This window comes from Limosilactobacillus coleohominis (assembly GCF_016901675.1).
In the GTDB taxonomy this organism is placed as follows: Bacteria; Bacillota; Bacilli; order Lactobacillales; family Lactobacillaceae; genus Limosilactobacillus; species Limosilactobacillus intestinavium.
The window spans coordinates 1-14,203 of sequence record NZ_JACJKU010000045.1 but is presented as its reverse complement, the minus strand read 5'-3'; the positions used below and the strand labels follow the sequence as shown (position 1 = coordinate 14,203).

The window sequence follows — 14,203 nt, the reverse complement described above, 5'->3', positions numbered from 1 at the left end:
TATCTGAATTCCCGGCCACTTAAATGTCTTAACTGGCGCACACCAATCGAGATCTTCCTGCTTAATTTACGTCATTAAATTCGTTCAAGTTATTTCTTGCAATCTGCCTAATAAAAAAGAATTCGAGCACTTGAGAGTACTCGAATTCTTTTTTGAAATAACCAGATTACTTAGCTTGAATGTAGCCTTGTGCCTTCAATAGTTCAGCAAATTCAATTGCACCACCAGCAGCACCACGAGCGGTGTTGTGGGACAATCCGATAAACTTCCAGTCAAAAATCTTATCTGGACGCAACCGACCAATGGAAATACCCATACCATTTTCAAAGTTAACATCGTAGCGAACTTGTGGACGGAAGTCATCATCTAAGTATTGAATGAATTGCTTAGGAGCACTTGGCAGTTCCAATTTTTGTGGAACACCACTATAATCTTCCAGAGCTTGGATTAAGTCTTCCTTGGATGGCTTTTGCTTGAAGTTAACAAATGATGCAACGGTGTGACCGTATAATACGGGAACCCGTAAACATTGACTGGTGATGACTGGACCATCAGCCTTAACAATTTCCTTTTGTTCATCATCAACGTGGCCAAAAATCTTTAATGGTTCGTCTTCAGACTTAGCTTCTTCGCCTGGAATATATGGAATGACATTACCGACAATTTCAGGAGCAGTTTCAAGAGTTTTACCGGCACCAGAAATTGCTTGGTAAGTACATGCTAATGCTTGAGTAGGCTCAAACTGCTTCCATGCAGCTAGTGCTGGAGTATAACTTTGAATGGAACAGTTAGGCTTAACAGCCACAAAGCCACGTTCAGTTCCCAACCGTTGACGTTGGTACTTAATAATGTCCGTATGATCAGGGTTGATTTCTGGAATAACCATTGGTACATCCTGAGTCCAACGATGAGCACTGTTATTCGAAACAACAGGAGTTTCATGCTTAGCATATTCTTCTTCTAGTTTACGAATTTCGTCCTTTGACATGTGGACTGCTGAGAAGACAAAGTCAACTTGAGAAGCAACCTTATCAACATCTTCGGCATCCACAATTGTGAGGTCTTTAACTCCGTCTGGAATTGGTGTGTCACCTAACTTCCAGCGATCCTTAACGGCGTCACCGTATTTTTGTCCAGCACTATGTTTACTTGCTGCAACCACTGATACTTCAAACCATGGGTGATTGGCTAACAATGTAACAAAACGTTGGCCAACCATTCCAGTAGCGCCAATGACGCCGACTTTTAACTTTTGATCCATAATTAACGACCTCCAATATTAATCGTTCTCATTGAAATTTAATCATAAACCGGTTCCAGCTAGATTACAAGACCATTAGCTCAAAATAAACGAATTAAATGGTTCACCAGCCCGCTATCAAAGAAAACGTAAATTCCAATACCAATGTAGCAAAACTTCATCAATGGTTCTCCCCACCGATTAATGATCGTTTGGACTGGTTTCATGTGACCAAAATAAGCAATTAAGTAAACGATCAGGATTGTTAGTCCGGCAATGTAGGCTAAGATCAAACCAAATGTAGACCATGTTTGGTTGGCGAGGACGGGTAAAAATAATGAAAGATTACAACCTGCACAGACAGAGAGGTAGGTAATCAATACCGTTACAATCGGTGAATGGTGATGGAATTCTTGTAAATCCTCATCGTTATCATGCAGTACTGTCCAAATTGGGATAATCCCCAAGGCTCCAAGTAACCATTCGGGAAAAAACTGGAGAAGGGCCTGCCCAATTATAAAAGCTGCTGAAATTAAGATTAATAATCCCAGTAGATAGCCCGCTAAGACTTGACGAGTCGGAAAACGCTGGCACAGAAAAAGTAGAATAACAAAAAAATCAAGGTTAACAGCTAAAAAAGTTGTCGTAATGACAAGCCAATTCATTAGATAAGACTCCTTTACAAATCATATGACATATTCAATATATGACATATGTTCATAAAAAACAACACCGGAAATTAATATTTTCCCGGTGTCGTTAGTTAAATTTGATGATTCCAGTGATCACGATGCTTCAAAATATGTTGAACGTGCGCTAACATGTCATTCACCACTTCGATGATGTGCGGGTCATCCAGTGTATAGAAAATTTGTTTACCATCACGGTGATATTGAACTAGTTGATACTCCCGAAGTAGTGCTAACTGATGGGAAACTGATGGTTGAGGAAGACCTAATTGTTCACTGATTTCACTGACGTTTAAAGTGTGGTTTTCCAGTAAGTAAAGAATGCGAATTCGTTTTTCATTGCTTAATAGTTTAAACATCTTTTCTGCAAATTGAATTTGTTGATTATCGATGATTATCGCTCCTCTTCTGATAATTGGCGGTGAATAATTAATTGTTTAGTAGCTTGGTCAGTAAAGGCATCGGCGATTGGCCCGTTACTAATCAGTGTTAAGTTGTGCATTGCTCGCGTTGCCATTGTGTATAGTAAACCAGTTGCAGCAGGGCCCATTGTTTTTTGACTAACATCTGCTAAAACAACTGAATCGAACTCCAATCCTTTGGCCAGATAGGTTGGCAAGATGACAACTCCTTCATGTGACAATTGAACATCTTTACTGGTTAGTCGGTGTAAGTGGTTAACGTGGCGGTATAGAGCATGGTAAACCTGCTGAGCCTGTTCTTGATCCTTAGTGAGAATTGCAACGGTTGGGTACTTAGTCAATTGTTGGTTAACTGTTTCTTGGAGCTGTCGTTCCCATTCAGTTTGCTGGTAGCACATTTTTAATACTGGTGATTCACCATGACGGGTAAATGCATGAATTTGGTCACCATCAGGGAGCAGTGCTTTAGCAAAATTAGTAATCTCAGTTGTGGAGCGATAACTTTGTCGGAGGGTGATGAGACGAGGCTTTTTAGCCTGCAAGTCCTGTGCTAGAGTTCTCAAGAGGTTTTCTGGTAGTTGAAGCGGGTAAAAGAGTGCCTGCTCACTGTCCCCAAGAATGGTAAACCGTGCGTTAGGGAAAGTATGGTGTAAGTAGATCAACATTGCAGTAGGGTAATCCTGCATTTCATCAATGAAGATATATTGAAAATCGTTATTCTCACCGCTGCCAGTAATGAGGTCACGCAGATACATCAAAGGAGCAGTGTGCATAAAGTGAAGTTGGTGAAATTCGAGTCCGCGTTGATAATCATGAATTAATTGTGTTTGGGCATTCTCATTGATTTCCTTCGGCCAGTTGATCTGCTTTAAAAACTGAGCATATTGGCTGTAGTGGTCCAAAAAGTAATTGTTATAGATAGCATCTGCCACAATTCGTAAACGGTTGTGCGCTAATCGTCGAGAGAGGTAGCGAGCTTGGGCTTGTTCATCTGCAAAATCATCGATTGAATGGCGTCCCATTAACCGGTGGATGGCTTGTGTATCTAACTCATTCAAAGCTTTTTGAATCCAGTCCTTCTTGGCTTCAATCCGTGAGCGTTTTTGAAGTTCTCGAATTAAGTGATTCTTAGTGCGCACCAGGCGGTCAGCAATCGATAGTGCTGCCGGTTGTCCGTTGAAAATGTCCTGAATATGATCCGCAGAAAAGAACACCCGATCACCAAAGTTAATATCTGTGAAAACAAGTGAATGCTGTCCATGTTTGATTGTTTCAACGTAGTCACGAACGGATTGCATTGCTTTTGCAGATTCTAAAAACTTTTGGGTTGGTTGAACTTGATCATCAGTACCTTCTTCATACCGATCAAAGATTGTTTCAACATTCAAGCCTTCAAAACGACGCTTTAGGAAGCCGGCTAGGGTCACTTGACGCATATTACGTTCCCCCAAGCTAGGCAGAACTTCAGAAATATACTGACTAAAAAGTAAGTTGGGAGAAAAGAGGACAATTTGATCAGCGTTCAATGATTCTTTAGAGTGGTACAGCAGGTAAGCGATCCGCTGCAACATCGTTGAAGTTTTTCCACTGCCGGCAACCCCTTGCACAATCAGTAGATCACTGCTTGTGTTGCGAATAATATCATTTTGTTCTTGTTGAATGGTTGCAACAATGTTTTGCATGAATTGGTCATTCTGCTGTCCTAAAGCAGCCTGCAGCATTTCATCACCAACGGTTTCGTTAGTATCAAACATGTTAGTGATTCGGCCATTTTCAATTGTAAACTGTCGCTTTTGAACTAACTCAACAGTCCGGGGACCAGATGGTGTTTGATAAGTCACGGGGCCCAAGGTTCCGTTATAGTAGACACTCGAAATGGGGGCACGCCAATCATAAACTAAGAAATCGTTCTTATCGCTGTTCATCAACGAGGCCACCCCAATATAAAGGGTTTCGATTTCGTTTGACTCTGGTTCTTTAATTTGAATGCGACCAAAGTATGGTGATTTCCTTAGCTCTTGTAAAGTAGCTAATTGCCGTTTTAAAATATCTTCATTTTCAGTAGCACGGGCGACCAGTTGACGTTGCTGTTCCAGGGCCGATCTTGATTCGGCGATATCGTCGACTTCATAACGGTTAATTGAGGCGTTTTCGCCGTAGTTTTTTTCAACCGCACGAGTTTCTCGATGGGCTTCAGCAATCGCTTCTTTTGCTTGTTCAATTTGTTGGTCAATCGCATCAATGACCTGGTCTACACGGGCCTGTTCAATTGCTTTTTCTTGACTTGCAACCATCATTTTCCCTCCCGTTGGCATAATTTATTCAACTTATTTTAGCACGCTAGTCAGTAACTTGATGACTAACGGAATTTTTTTGAAAATGGTTAACTTTAATAATGTTAGTAAAGGGATATCATGTTACCATTAAAAGGGTATAATTTCGACAAAAAAATAAAAAAAAGAAGGTGATGGGTCGTGGAAAACCTCGCGATTGTTGACCTGGGTTCCAATTCTGCCAGATTAGCGATCACTCGTATTAATAACAACGGCACTTTTCACGAAATTAAACGCGTGAAAGAAAATACACGGCTCTCTGAAGGAATGGGCGCGGAGAAAATTCTCCAGCCTAAAGCGATGAACCATACCATTGCGGCCTTGAAACGGTTTAAAAAGATTTACGACCATTATCAGCACGTCCAGGTAGTGGCCATTACTACGGCCGCGGTTCGACAAGCCAAAAATCAAAAAGAGTTTTTAGAGCGTGTTAGGCAAGAAACGGGAATTAAATTACGAGTGCTGTCGGGACGGCAAGAAGCATACTACGATTATTTAGGAGTTGTCCGGACACTAAAATTAGATCATTGCTTGATTTTGGATGTTGGTGGCGCCAGTTGTGAATTAGTATTAGTTCAGCACAGAAAAGCACGGGATATGATTTCATTGCCATTCGGGGCAGTTAATATCTCAGAACAGTTTCACCTCGGCGGCTTTGTCCGGGCAGCGGAATTATTTCGCGCCCAAACGATGGTTACCCAACGTTATAACAAAATTCCTTGGTTAAGGTACGCAAACCGGGTGCCAATTGTCTTACTTGGTGGTGCTAGTCGGACGTTAGCAAGGATGAGTAAAACCCGTCGCCATTCCAAGCATCACGGGATTCATGGCTACCGACTAACTTCACGAGTGGTTTATGCAACGTACCGGGAACTATTAAGCAAAAATTTAGCACAGCGTAAAAAGATTCCAGGACTTGAAAGTGACCGCGCCGATATTATGATTGGTGGGATGCTTCCGTTAATTTGTCTATTGCAACGTAATAGCGATGGCCGGGTGATCTTCTCGGAAAGTGGTGTTCGTGAAGGAATCATCACCGAGTATATTAAGAAACGGGGCCTTCAAGGGGAGAACTCCGATGAGTGATTGGACAAAAGATCTATATAAGAAAACGCTCAGTCAACGCCAACAATTAGTTAGCGATCATTGCCAACTCACACCCCAGCAAGATGAATATATCAGTGAATATAGTAGCAAGGTTCATAATGAATTCATTGAAAATTACATCATGGACTACACCATCCCTGAGGGATTAGTTGTTGATCTGCAAGTTAATGGTCGTCAATATGTTCTGCCGATGGTTACTGAGGAACCTTCAGTGGTTGCTGCGGCATGCAATGGTGCCAAAAGGATTAGCAAGAGCGGCGGTTTTAAAGCTCCTGTGCAATCACGAATAGTCACGGGACAAGTGGTAGTGACGGACGTAGATGATCCCAACGCTTTCACTAAATGGTGCAATGAGCATGAAAAAACGTTGCTCACAGTCGCTAATAATGCCCACCCGTCAATGCAAAAACGGGGAGCTGGAGCGAAAAAGATTCGTGTTCGGCAGAGCGGCAGTTTTATGAATTTAGATGTATTAGTAGATGTGGATCAAGCAATGGGTGCTAACACTGTCAATACTATGGCTGAGGCGGTAGGACGGTATTGTCAACAGCAAGGATGGCATGTATTAGCTGCTATTTTAAGTAATTACGCATTAGATGCAGTTCAAAAGGCGGAGTGCTTTGTGAGCGATGATCAGTTAGCAACGCGGACGATGACGGGCTCCACGGTCGCTAAACGGATTAGTGAGTTGAGTACGTTGGCACAAGTTGATACATTCAGAGCTGTGACCCATAACAAGGGTATTATGAATGGAATTGATGCCGTTATTATTGGTAGCGGTAATGATTGGCGTTCGATAGAAGCTGGTGCACATGCCTATGCATCAAGGGATGGTCATTACCGTGGACTCAGCCAGTGGCATCAAGTTGATAGTGGACTTCATGGAACAATTGAATTACCAATGACCAGCGGTGTTGTTGGCGGGTCAATAAAGCTGACTCGTCAATCACAAATTAATTACCAAATTAGTCAAATCCACAGTGCCCAAGAATTAAGCGCAGTGGCAGTGAGCGTTGGCTTAGCACAGAACTTAGCAGCGCTGCGTGCTTTAGCAACTAGCGGTATTCAGGCTGGACATATGAAATTGCAGTATCGTTCATTAGCACTTAGTGTTGGCGCCACTGATAGCGAAGTGGCACCATTAGTGGCACAACTGGAAACAGCACCACAAGTGAACACAGCAGTGGCAACACAATTATTAGCTCAATTAAGAAAGGAAGAACGTAATGCCGGAAAAGTTTAAACTTAATCATGAAGCTCAAAGCCTCTTAGATGCAGTGAATGAGTTGTATCCTGAAGGGACTATTTTTGTTCAATTTGACCAAGATAAGGAACCGGTTGGTTATGTACGTCATGATCAAGCCAAGCAGACGACGTTGCCAGGGGGACTGGTAATCACGGTTACCGATATGACCGCTCCTAATTACACTGCCTCTCATGAGTTATTGCACCTCTTAATGTTACTGCGTGGTTTTCCTCAAATCTTTTTCCAACTATCATTGGGTGATCAGCAACTAGACGAACAGATGATGATTATGTCAACCGACCTTTATGATGTTGCCATGCACCGGGTAGTGGTTGCTGAACAGCGGAAACATGGTTTGATTGATGATCAAATTGAAGCGGAGTATTTGAAGGGCATTCAAAGTACCATCACCAAGGAAACTGGTGAGGCGGATGATGAGCGAACATTGCGCCTGTTAACCCTGCTTGATGCGATCGTCTTTTATGGGGACCATTTGGATACTGTTCGGGACCAATTATCCGCGGACTATCCAGTAGCATTTGCGGCCGCTCAGAAGATGTATGATAAGATTGCGGAACGAGACATTGATTCCCCATTTGAGATGCGTCGCCAAATTGTGAAATTGTATCGTTTGTTTGATGAACAATTGTTGGATTGGGGCTTGCCAGCATTGCATAACAACGAATTTACCACTGTTTCACCTGTGCTAAGTGCTCGTCAGTTACGTCTGAAGGTACGACAAGTATTTGAGATTTTCCATTCTGATATGAAAGATCGCCAAGGTCATGATGATGTTTACATTGGCTTGCGTCGGAATGATCACCAGAATTCGTTTACTATGCATGGGCCAAGTGGCAAGGATCGTGCAAAGCAATTTGTTGCAATGTACGATGAACCAGTTGAAGATTTATTAAAGAAATTAGATGTGCCATTTATCGTAAGGAAGTGATCAGATGGCAGTTGCAGAACAGGCATTGTTTGATAATGCCCAACACATTGTTTTCTTGACGGGTGCAGGTGTTTCAACAGCATCGGGAATCCCTGATTTTCGGTCGGCAAACGGGCTATACACTAAGAACCAGAATGCCGAGTACTACTTAAGTCACCGTTATTTTGCTTCTGATCCAGAAGGATTTTATGAATATTGTAAGAATAACCTTTACTTTCCTGATGCCAAACCCAATATTATTCACGAAAAGCAGGCTGCATTGACCAAACATGATCGTGCCACAGTAATTACTCAAAATATTGATAATCTGTATGAAGAGGCAGGAACAAAGCACTTAATTGATTTTCATGGCAATCTTTATAACGTTTACTGTGAGAAATGCCATGAATCAGTTCCAGTGGCAGATTACTTAAAGAGCCGGATTCACGCTAAAGATGGCGGTAATTTGCGTCCCGATATTGTGCTGTATGATGAAGGAATTTCTCAAACAGCAATTTCACAGTCGTTAAATGCAATGGCAAATGCGGATTTAGTCGTAATTGTAGGCACTTCAATGAAGGTCTATCCCTTTGCTGGATTATTACAATATGCTAATCCGGCTGCCAAGGTATTGGCAATTAATCAACAACAGTTATCATTACCAGTTGATTTTAAGATGATTCAAGAAGATGCCACAAAATACTTTGCTAATTTAACGGTTTAATGATAGACTGGAACGAATATTAGTGGCTTGGACTGCTGTCCAACCACAATCATCAAATAGAAACAGCACAATAATGGGCCTAACGCTCGGTGAACCGAACGCTAGGCCCCTATTGTTGCTTGCTGGACATGAAGAGGAGGATAACCAATGACAAAACAAGTTAAGTATACGATTGGAGTTATCTTATTTTGTGAGTTCTTAATTTGCCTTGGTATGAGTCTTATTTTCCCCGTAATGCCATTTATTCGAAATGAATATCATTTTTCAGCTTTTGATATGGGGATGATGTCATCACTGTTTGCGTTAGTACAGTTCATCGCATCACCCATTGTGGGTCGCATGTCAGACAAAATGGGTAGAAAACCGATGCTAGTTTGGGGACTAGTTGTATTTTCACTCGCAGAATTTGTGTTTGCGGCCACCAGCAAATTATGGCTCTTTGATCTTTCACGAGCAGTAGATGGTCTCTCTGCTGCAATGTTTGTACCAATATCGATGGCACTTGCAGCGGATATTACTACCCGTCAACAACGTGCTAAGGTGATTGGTTGGCTTTCGGCAGCCTTTAGCGGTGGTTTGATGTTGGGACCAGGTTTAGGTGGTTTGTTGGCCAACATCAGTTATAAAATGCCTTTTTGGGTTGCCGGCGTTTTAGGGATTGTTAGTGCGTTAATAGCCGTATTTGCGTTACCGGCTGATAGTCAAGAAGTCATCCAGAGTACTACAGAACATCCCGAAGAAGAATTAGCTGACAGCAGTTGGGTCCAAGTCAAAAAGATGATGACCCCAGCATTGATGGTACTTTTCATTATGATTTTGGTATCAGCATTCGGTTTGGCTGGTTTTGAGAGTATTTATAGCCTATATGTTAACCAGGTTCACCATTTTAACCTAGGGACTATTGCCGCAGTGTTAACGGTTAATGGTGTCTTATCGTTGATCTTGCAAGTATTCTTATTTGATCGTTTGGTAATCTGGTTTGGAGAAGTTAAGATCATCCGTTGGAGCTTTTTCATTAGCGTTATTGGGACATTAATTGTGATTTATGATCATTCACACTGGCAACTTTTCGTAGCCACTTTGATTGTGTATGAAGGGTTCGATATGCTCCGACCGGCAATTACCACGTTGCTGACTAAAATGAGCGAGGATAATCAAGGATTACTAAATGGGATTAATATGTCGCTGACGAGTGTAGGAAACATTATTGGGCCGCTATTATCAGGTGCACTATTGGACATGAATTATCAAGCGCCATACTTGGTAGTGGCTGGGTTCATGCTAGTATCGTTCTTGATCACGTTCGGGGTTAGTCACGAAATGAAGACAGCATAAAAAGAGGTCGAGCATTCGAAATGCCCGACCTTTTTGATAGTTAACTAAAATCAATTGTCTTTCCAGCAACTTTCCAAATCCGTGGCAGACGATCCTTACGTCCGTCCTTTGTTACATTTTGGCTGGTGTGACTTTGATGTAATAAATGCTTAAACATAAATCTCGTCCCCTTTCTTTGCACTGTAAAGATAACACGTTTAAATGCCGTTTTAAAGGGGTTTGTGGTACTATGAAAAAATGATGAAAATTGAATAATCAAAGATATACAATGACTTGTAAAATTAATCATTATTGATACATTTGAGATGATTTTATACAACATATTTGTGAATAATTATATGAATATACACTTAGCATTTTTTTAATAAAAATCGTTTTTATGAGGAAAAAGCGGAGTTTTCTTATTTTAGAAAAGAGATGACAATATGAAAAGAACGATTGCATTGACAACCTGGATAGAACACCCAGCGTTGATTCACGAACAACGTCCCGTTAAACTTCGTGAATATGCTCAACATTTGCCCGCGGTGGAAGTGGACACATTCTTTTATGCTTTACCGCAATTAAAAACCGTTCAACAGTGGATTAATGAGGTGGGACCAGGATTCCAATTTATAGTGAAGGCCCATCAAGCGATGACTAAACACCCACGGGCAGTTTTGCCTGAAGGCGTAACTTTGCCAGAAATGTTTGAACGCTTCAAACAGGTTATTAGACCAATGGTGGCCACTGACCAATTAAAGACTGTGTTGTTTCAATTTCCGCCACAGTTTGATGCGACAGTCTCTAACATTGAATACTTAATGAAAGTTCGTCGCTTAATGGGAAACCTGCCGGTCGCAATTGAATTACGCAACAAAAGCTGGTACCAACCTGCGGTGATTGATTCACTAGTTGGTTACTGTCGAGATTTAAAATTTACATTAGTGGCAGCGGATGAAGCTAACCAGATCCAGGCATCAATCCCTTTTTATCTGGCAACAACTAACCCAGAATTAGTTCTGATTCGCCTGCACGGTCGCAACACAGAAGGGTGGAATCACCCTGGAAAAGAATGGCGTAAGAAGCGAACGTTATACCGTTATTCAGAAGAACAGTTAAAACGGCTCAATCAGCGGATCCAACAGTTAACGCCACAACCGCAAGAGGTTTGTGTAATTTTTAATAATAATTCCGGTGGGGATGCTGCGCCAAATGCCCTGACATTACAGCAAATTATGGGGGTTCATTTTTCAGGACTCGTGCCAAGGGATCCAGAACAATTAGATCTCTTTTAATTTCATCTTAATAATTCACGAGGAACAATCGAATTTTCGGGCGTTCTTTGCTATACTATTTTTAATTACCACATGAGAAAGAAGGAATCCAGGATGGCTGAGGCCAAACCAACTTATTACATTACCACACCAATTTACTATCCATCTGGTAAATTGCATATTGGAAATTCCTACACAACGATTGCTTGTGATGCGGAAGCACGTTTCAAACGTTTGATGGGTTATGACGTGTTCTACCTAACTGGTACCGATGAACACGGCTTAAAGATTGAACAAAAGGCGGAAAAGCTCGGTAAAAAGCCACAAGAATATGTTGATGAAATGGCTGCCGGCATTAAAGACCTTTGGAAGACGCTAGATATTACTAACGATAAGTTCATTCGGACAACTGATGACTACCACGAAAAGGCTGTTCAAAAGATTTTCCAAAAGTTTGTTGATCAAGACGATATTTACAAAGGCAAATACACCGGATGGTACTCCGTTGATGACGAAGAATACTTTACCGAAAGCCAACTGGCGGAAGTATACCGTGATGATAACGGCAAAGTTATTGGTGGGAAAGCACCTTCTGGCCATGAAGTTCAATTGGTAGAAGAAGAGTCTTACTTCTTTAGAATGAGCAAGTATGCTGATTGGTTGATGAACTATTATAAGGAACACCCTGACTTCATCGAACCACATACGCGGATGAATGAAATGGTTAATAACTTCCTGAAACCAGGACTAGAAGACCTTGCCGTTACCCGGACCTCCTTTAATTGGGGAGTCAAAGTTCCTAATGATCCTAAACATGTTGTTTATGTGTGGATTGATGCATTATCGAACTACATTACTGCATTGGGGTACGGATCTGATGACGATAGTCTCTTCAAAAAGTACTGGCCTGCGGACGTACATATGGTTGGTAAGGAAATTGTTCGTTTCCACACCATTTACTGGCCAATTATGTTGCACGCATTAGGATTACCACTTCCTAAGCATGTCATTGGTCACGGTTGGTTAACCATGAAAGACGGAAAAATGTCTAAATCAAAGGGAAACGTTATTTACCCACAAACGTTAGTAGAACGTTATGGATTAGACGCAACTCGTTACTACCTGTTACGGGCAATGCCATTTGGCAACGATGGGGTCTTCAGCCCAGAAGACTTTGTTGATAAGTTGAACTTTGATCTTGCAAACGACCTTGGTAATTTACTAAACCGGACTGTTGCAATGGTTAACAAGTATCAAGATGGTGTATTGAAGGGTGAAAATGACGCTACGACAGCTTTTGATGCGGACTTAGAACAAACTGCTGCTGACGTTTTAGGTGAATATTCTGATTTAATGGACCAGTGTCACTTTGCAGAAGCATTAGCAAGCGTCTGGAAACTGATTTCTAGAGCAAACAAGTACATCGATGAAACAGAACCATGGGTATTAGCGAAGGATGATAGCAAGCAAGCTGAACTTTCTGATGTGATGACCCACTTAGCAAAATCATTACGGTTCATTGCAGCACTGTTGCAACCTGCAATGCCTGATGCTCCAAAAGCAATTCTTTATCAGTTAGGATTGAATGACGAGCAAATTGAACTGCAAAACCTTTCCTTTAATGATTTCCCTGCTAGTGCTACTGTTGTTAAAAAGGGAACACCAATCTTCCCACGCCGTGACGTTGAAGAAGAAGTGAAGTTCTTGAAGTCACAGATGACAGCTAATACAAAGCAAAAGGGACGGAAAGTAATGGAACAAGCTAAGCAGGCTGCTCAAAAGAAAGAACAAGAGCAAACTAGTGGCAAGAAGCAAATTCGAATTGAAGCATTTGATAAGGTTGCACTTCAAGTTGGTGCGATTAAAGATGCTAGCCATGTCGAAGGTGCTGATAAGTTACTGAAGTTCCAAATTGATGATGGGACCCCAGAGGGACGCCAAATTCTATCAGGAATTGCGCAATGGTACCCAGAACCAGAGAAATTAGTTGGTAAGAAAGTAGCTTTTGTTGCTAACTTGAAGCCACGGAAGATGCGTGGTGAACTGAGCCAAGGAATGTTATTATCAGCAGAACATGATGGTGACGTTAAACTATTAATTTTGCCTGATGACATGGTTCCTGGTTCAGAAATTGGTTAAAACAGAATAAAGGAGCAGTATCATGGTTGAGCAAGTGATTCCCCTAAAGATTTATGACTCGCATACTCATCTCAATGATGACTGCTTTTTTAGTGATGTGCCAGCATATATTGCCCGGGCACGTCATTACGGAGTAGTTGAGATGAATATGGTTGGCTCCAATCAGGTTTTAAATGACCGCGCAATTCAATTAGCGCATGACTATTCAGGGTTACATGCCATTGTGGGGTGGCATCCAGAAGATGCCAAAAATTATGATGACGAAGCTCGTCAACGCTTGAAACAGCAATTAACGGATCCTGAAGTTGTCGGAATTGGAGAAATTGGATTGGACTACCATTGGGATACTTCACCACGGGATGTTCAACAACGGGTTTTTGAAGAACAATTAGAGTTAGCGCGGCAGTTTAATTTACCAGTGGCAATTCATTGCCGAGAAGCGTTAGCAGACACGTATGATATTTTGAAAAATGCGCACGTCAGTGATTTTGGTGGTGTCATGCATAGCTTTGCTGGTGATGCAGAATGGGCACAAAAATTTCTCGACCTGGGGATGGATCTCTCTTACAGTGGAGTTGTCAGTTTTCATAAGGCTGAAGATGTTCATGAAGCAGCTTGGATAACACCACTTGATCATCTGATGGTGGAGACTGATGCGCCATACCTTACTCCAATGCCATACCGTGGCAAGCAAAACGAGCCGGCTTTCACGTACTTTACAGTATTAGCATTAGCAAAATTGCTGAATGAGCGACCGCAAACAGTTGCTGAAGCAAGTTGGAAG

General features: G+C 41.7%; 12 protein-coding genes. 8 read left to right on the top strand and 4 right to left on the bottom strand.

Going from position 1 to position 14,203, the window contains the following annotated elements; all coding sequences use genetic code 11:
* Positions 1-166: 166 nt before the first annotated feature.
* The 4 genes from asd to helD all read right to left on the bottom strand — a co-directional run bounded on the left by asd (position 167) and on the right by helD (position 4,645).
* Positions 167-1,261: an aspartate-semialdehyde dehydrogenase gene (gene asd, locus H5975_RS05325; RefSeq protein WP_204785186.1), complete on the bottom strand. Its 1,095-nt coding sequence runs from the start codon at positions 1,259-1,261 to the stop codon at positions 167-169.
* A gap of 80 nt (positions 1,262-1,341) precedes the next feature.
* Positions 1,342-1,905: a cadmium resistance transporter gene (locus H5975_RS05320; protein ID WP_204785185.1), complete on the bottom strand. Its 564-nt coding sequence runs from the start codon at positions 1,903-1,905 to the stop codon at positions 1,342-1,344.
* A gap of 98 nt (positions 1,906-2,003) precedes the next feature.
* Positions 2,004-2,288 (bottom strand): ArsR/SmtB family transcription factor, encoded by a 285-nt coding sequence (locus tag H5975_RS05315; protein WP_204785184.1) that lies wholly within the window; start codon positions 2,286-2,288, stop codon positions 2,004-2,006.
* A 35-nt stretch (positions 2,289-2,323) separates the two neighbouring features.
* Positions 2,324-4,645 (bottom strand): RNA polymerase recycling motor HelD, encoded by a 2,322-nt coding sequence (gene helD, locus H5975_RS05310; RefSeq protein WP_204785187.1) that lies wholly within the window; start codon positions 4,643-4,645, stop codon positions 2,324-2,326.
* A gap of 180 nt (positions 4,646-4,825) precedes the next feature.
* Here helD and H5975_RS05305 point away from each other — a divergent pair, with 180 nt between their 5' ends.
* The 8 genes from H5975_RS05305 to H5975_RS05270 form a co-directional block, all read left to right on the top strand.
* Positions 4,826-5,770, top strand: coding sequence for a Ppx/GppA family phosphatase (locus H5975_RS05305; RefSeq protein WP_204785183.1), 945 nt, complete (start codon positions 4,826-4,828; stop codon positions 5,768-5,770).
* Positions 5,763-7,034 carry a hydroxymethylglutaryl-CoA reductase, degradative gene (locus H5975_RS05300; RefSeq protein WP_204785182.1) on the top strand — a complete coding sequence of 424 codons (1,272 nt, stop codon included), beginning with the start codon at positions 5,763-5,765 and terminating at the stop codon, positions 7,032-7,034. The genes H5975_RS05305 and H5975_RS05300 overlap by 8 nt, the downstream gene beginning before the upstream one ends.
* Complete coding sequence (locus H5975_RS05295) at positions 7,018-7,986, top strand: IpaB/EvcA family protein (RefSeq protein WP_204785181.1); 969 nt, start codon at positions 7,018-7,020, stop codon at positions 7,984-7,986. Before H5975_RS05300 ends, H5975_RS05295 begins: the two co-directional genes overlap by 17 nt.
* A 4-nt stretch (positions 7,987-7,990) precedes the next feature.
* Complete coding sequence (locus H5975_RS05290; protein WP_204785180.1) at positions 7,991-8,689, top strand: NAD-dependent protein deacylase; 699 nt, start codon at positions 7,991-7,993, stop codon at positions 8,687-8,689.
* A gap of 147 nt (positions 8,690-8,836) precedes the next feature.
* Entirely contained in the window at positions 8,837-10,024 is a 1,188-nt protein-coding gene (locus H5975_RS05285; RefSeq protein WP_204785179.1) for an MFS transporter, read from the top strand.
* Between the two features lie 425 nt (positions 10,025-10,449).
* The gene (locus tag H5975_RS05280; RefSeq protein ID WP_204785178.1) at positions 10,450-11,301 is read left to right on the top strand and encodes a DUF72 domain-containing protein; all 852 of its coding nucleotides are present in this window, start codon (positions 10,450-10,452) and stop codon (positions 11,299-11,301) included.
* Positions 11,302-11,394: 93 nt separating this feature from the next.
* On the top strand, positions 11,395-13,419 hold the full coding sequence (gene metG, locus H5975_RS05275) for a methionine--tRNA ligase (protein WP_204785177.1): 2,025 nt from the start codon (positions 11,395-11,397) through the stop codon (positions 13,417-13,419).
* 22 nt (positions 13,420-13,441) lie between these two features.
* Positions 13,442-14,203 (top strand): TatD family hydrolase (locus H5975_RS05270; RefSeq protein WP_204785176.1); only part of this gene is annotated, 762 nt, incomplete at its 3' end.

Coding starts and splice junctions, on each gene's coding strand:
- asd (WP_204785186.1), bottom strand. CDS start 1,261: ATGGATCAAAAGTTAAAAGTCGGCGTCATTGGCGCTACTGGAATGGTT.
- H5975_RS05320 (WP_204785185.1), bottom strand. CDS start 1,905: ATGAATTGGCTTGTCATTACGACAACTTTTTTAGCTGTTAACCTTGAT.
- H5975_RS05315 (WP_204785184.1), bottom strand. CDS start 2,288: ATGTTTAAACTATTAAGCAATGAAAAACGAATTCGCATTCTTTACTTA.
- helD (WP_204785187.1), bottom strand. CDS start 4,645: ATGGTTGCAAGTCAAGAAAAAGCAATTGAACAGGCCCGTGTAGACCAG.
- H5975_RS05300 (WP_204785182.1), top strand. CDS start 5,763: ATGAGTGATTGGACAAAAGATCTATATAAGAAAACGCTCAGTCAACGC.
- H5975_RS05295 (WP_204785181.1), top strand. CDS start 7,018: ATGCCGGAAAAGTTTAAACTTAATCATGAAGCTCAAAGCCTCTTAGAT.
- H5975_RS05290 (WP_204785180.1), top strand. CDS start 7,991: ATGGCAGTTGCAGAACAGGCATTGTTTGATAATGCCCAACACATTGTT.
- H5975_RS05285 (WP_204785179.1), top strand. CDS start 8,837: ATGACAAAACAAGTTAAGTATACGATTGGAGTTATCTTATTTTGTGAG.
- H5975_RS05280 (WP_204785178.1), top strand. CDS start 10,450: ATGAAAAGAACGATTGCATTGACAACCTGGATAGAACACCCAGCGTTG.
- metG (WP_204785177.1), top strand. CDS start 11,395: ATGGCTGAGGCCAAACCAACTTATTACATTACCACACCAATTTACTAT.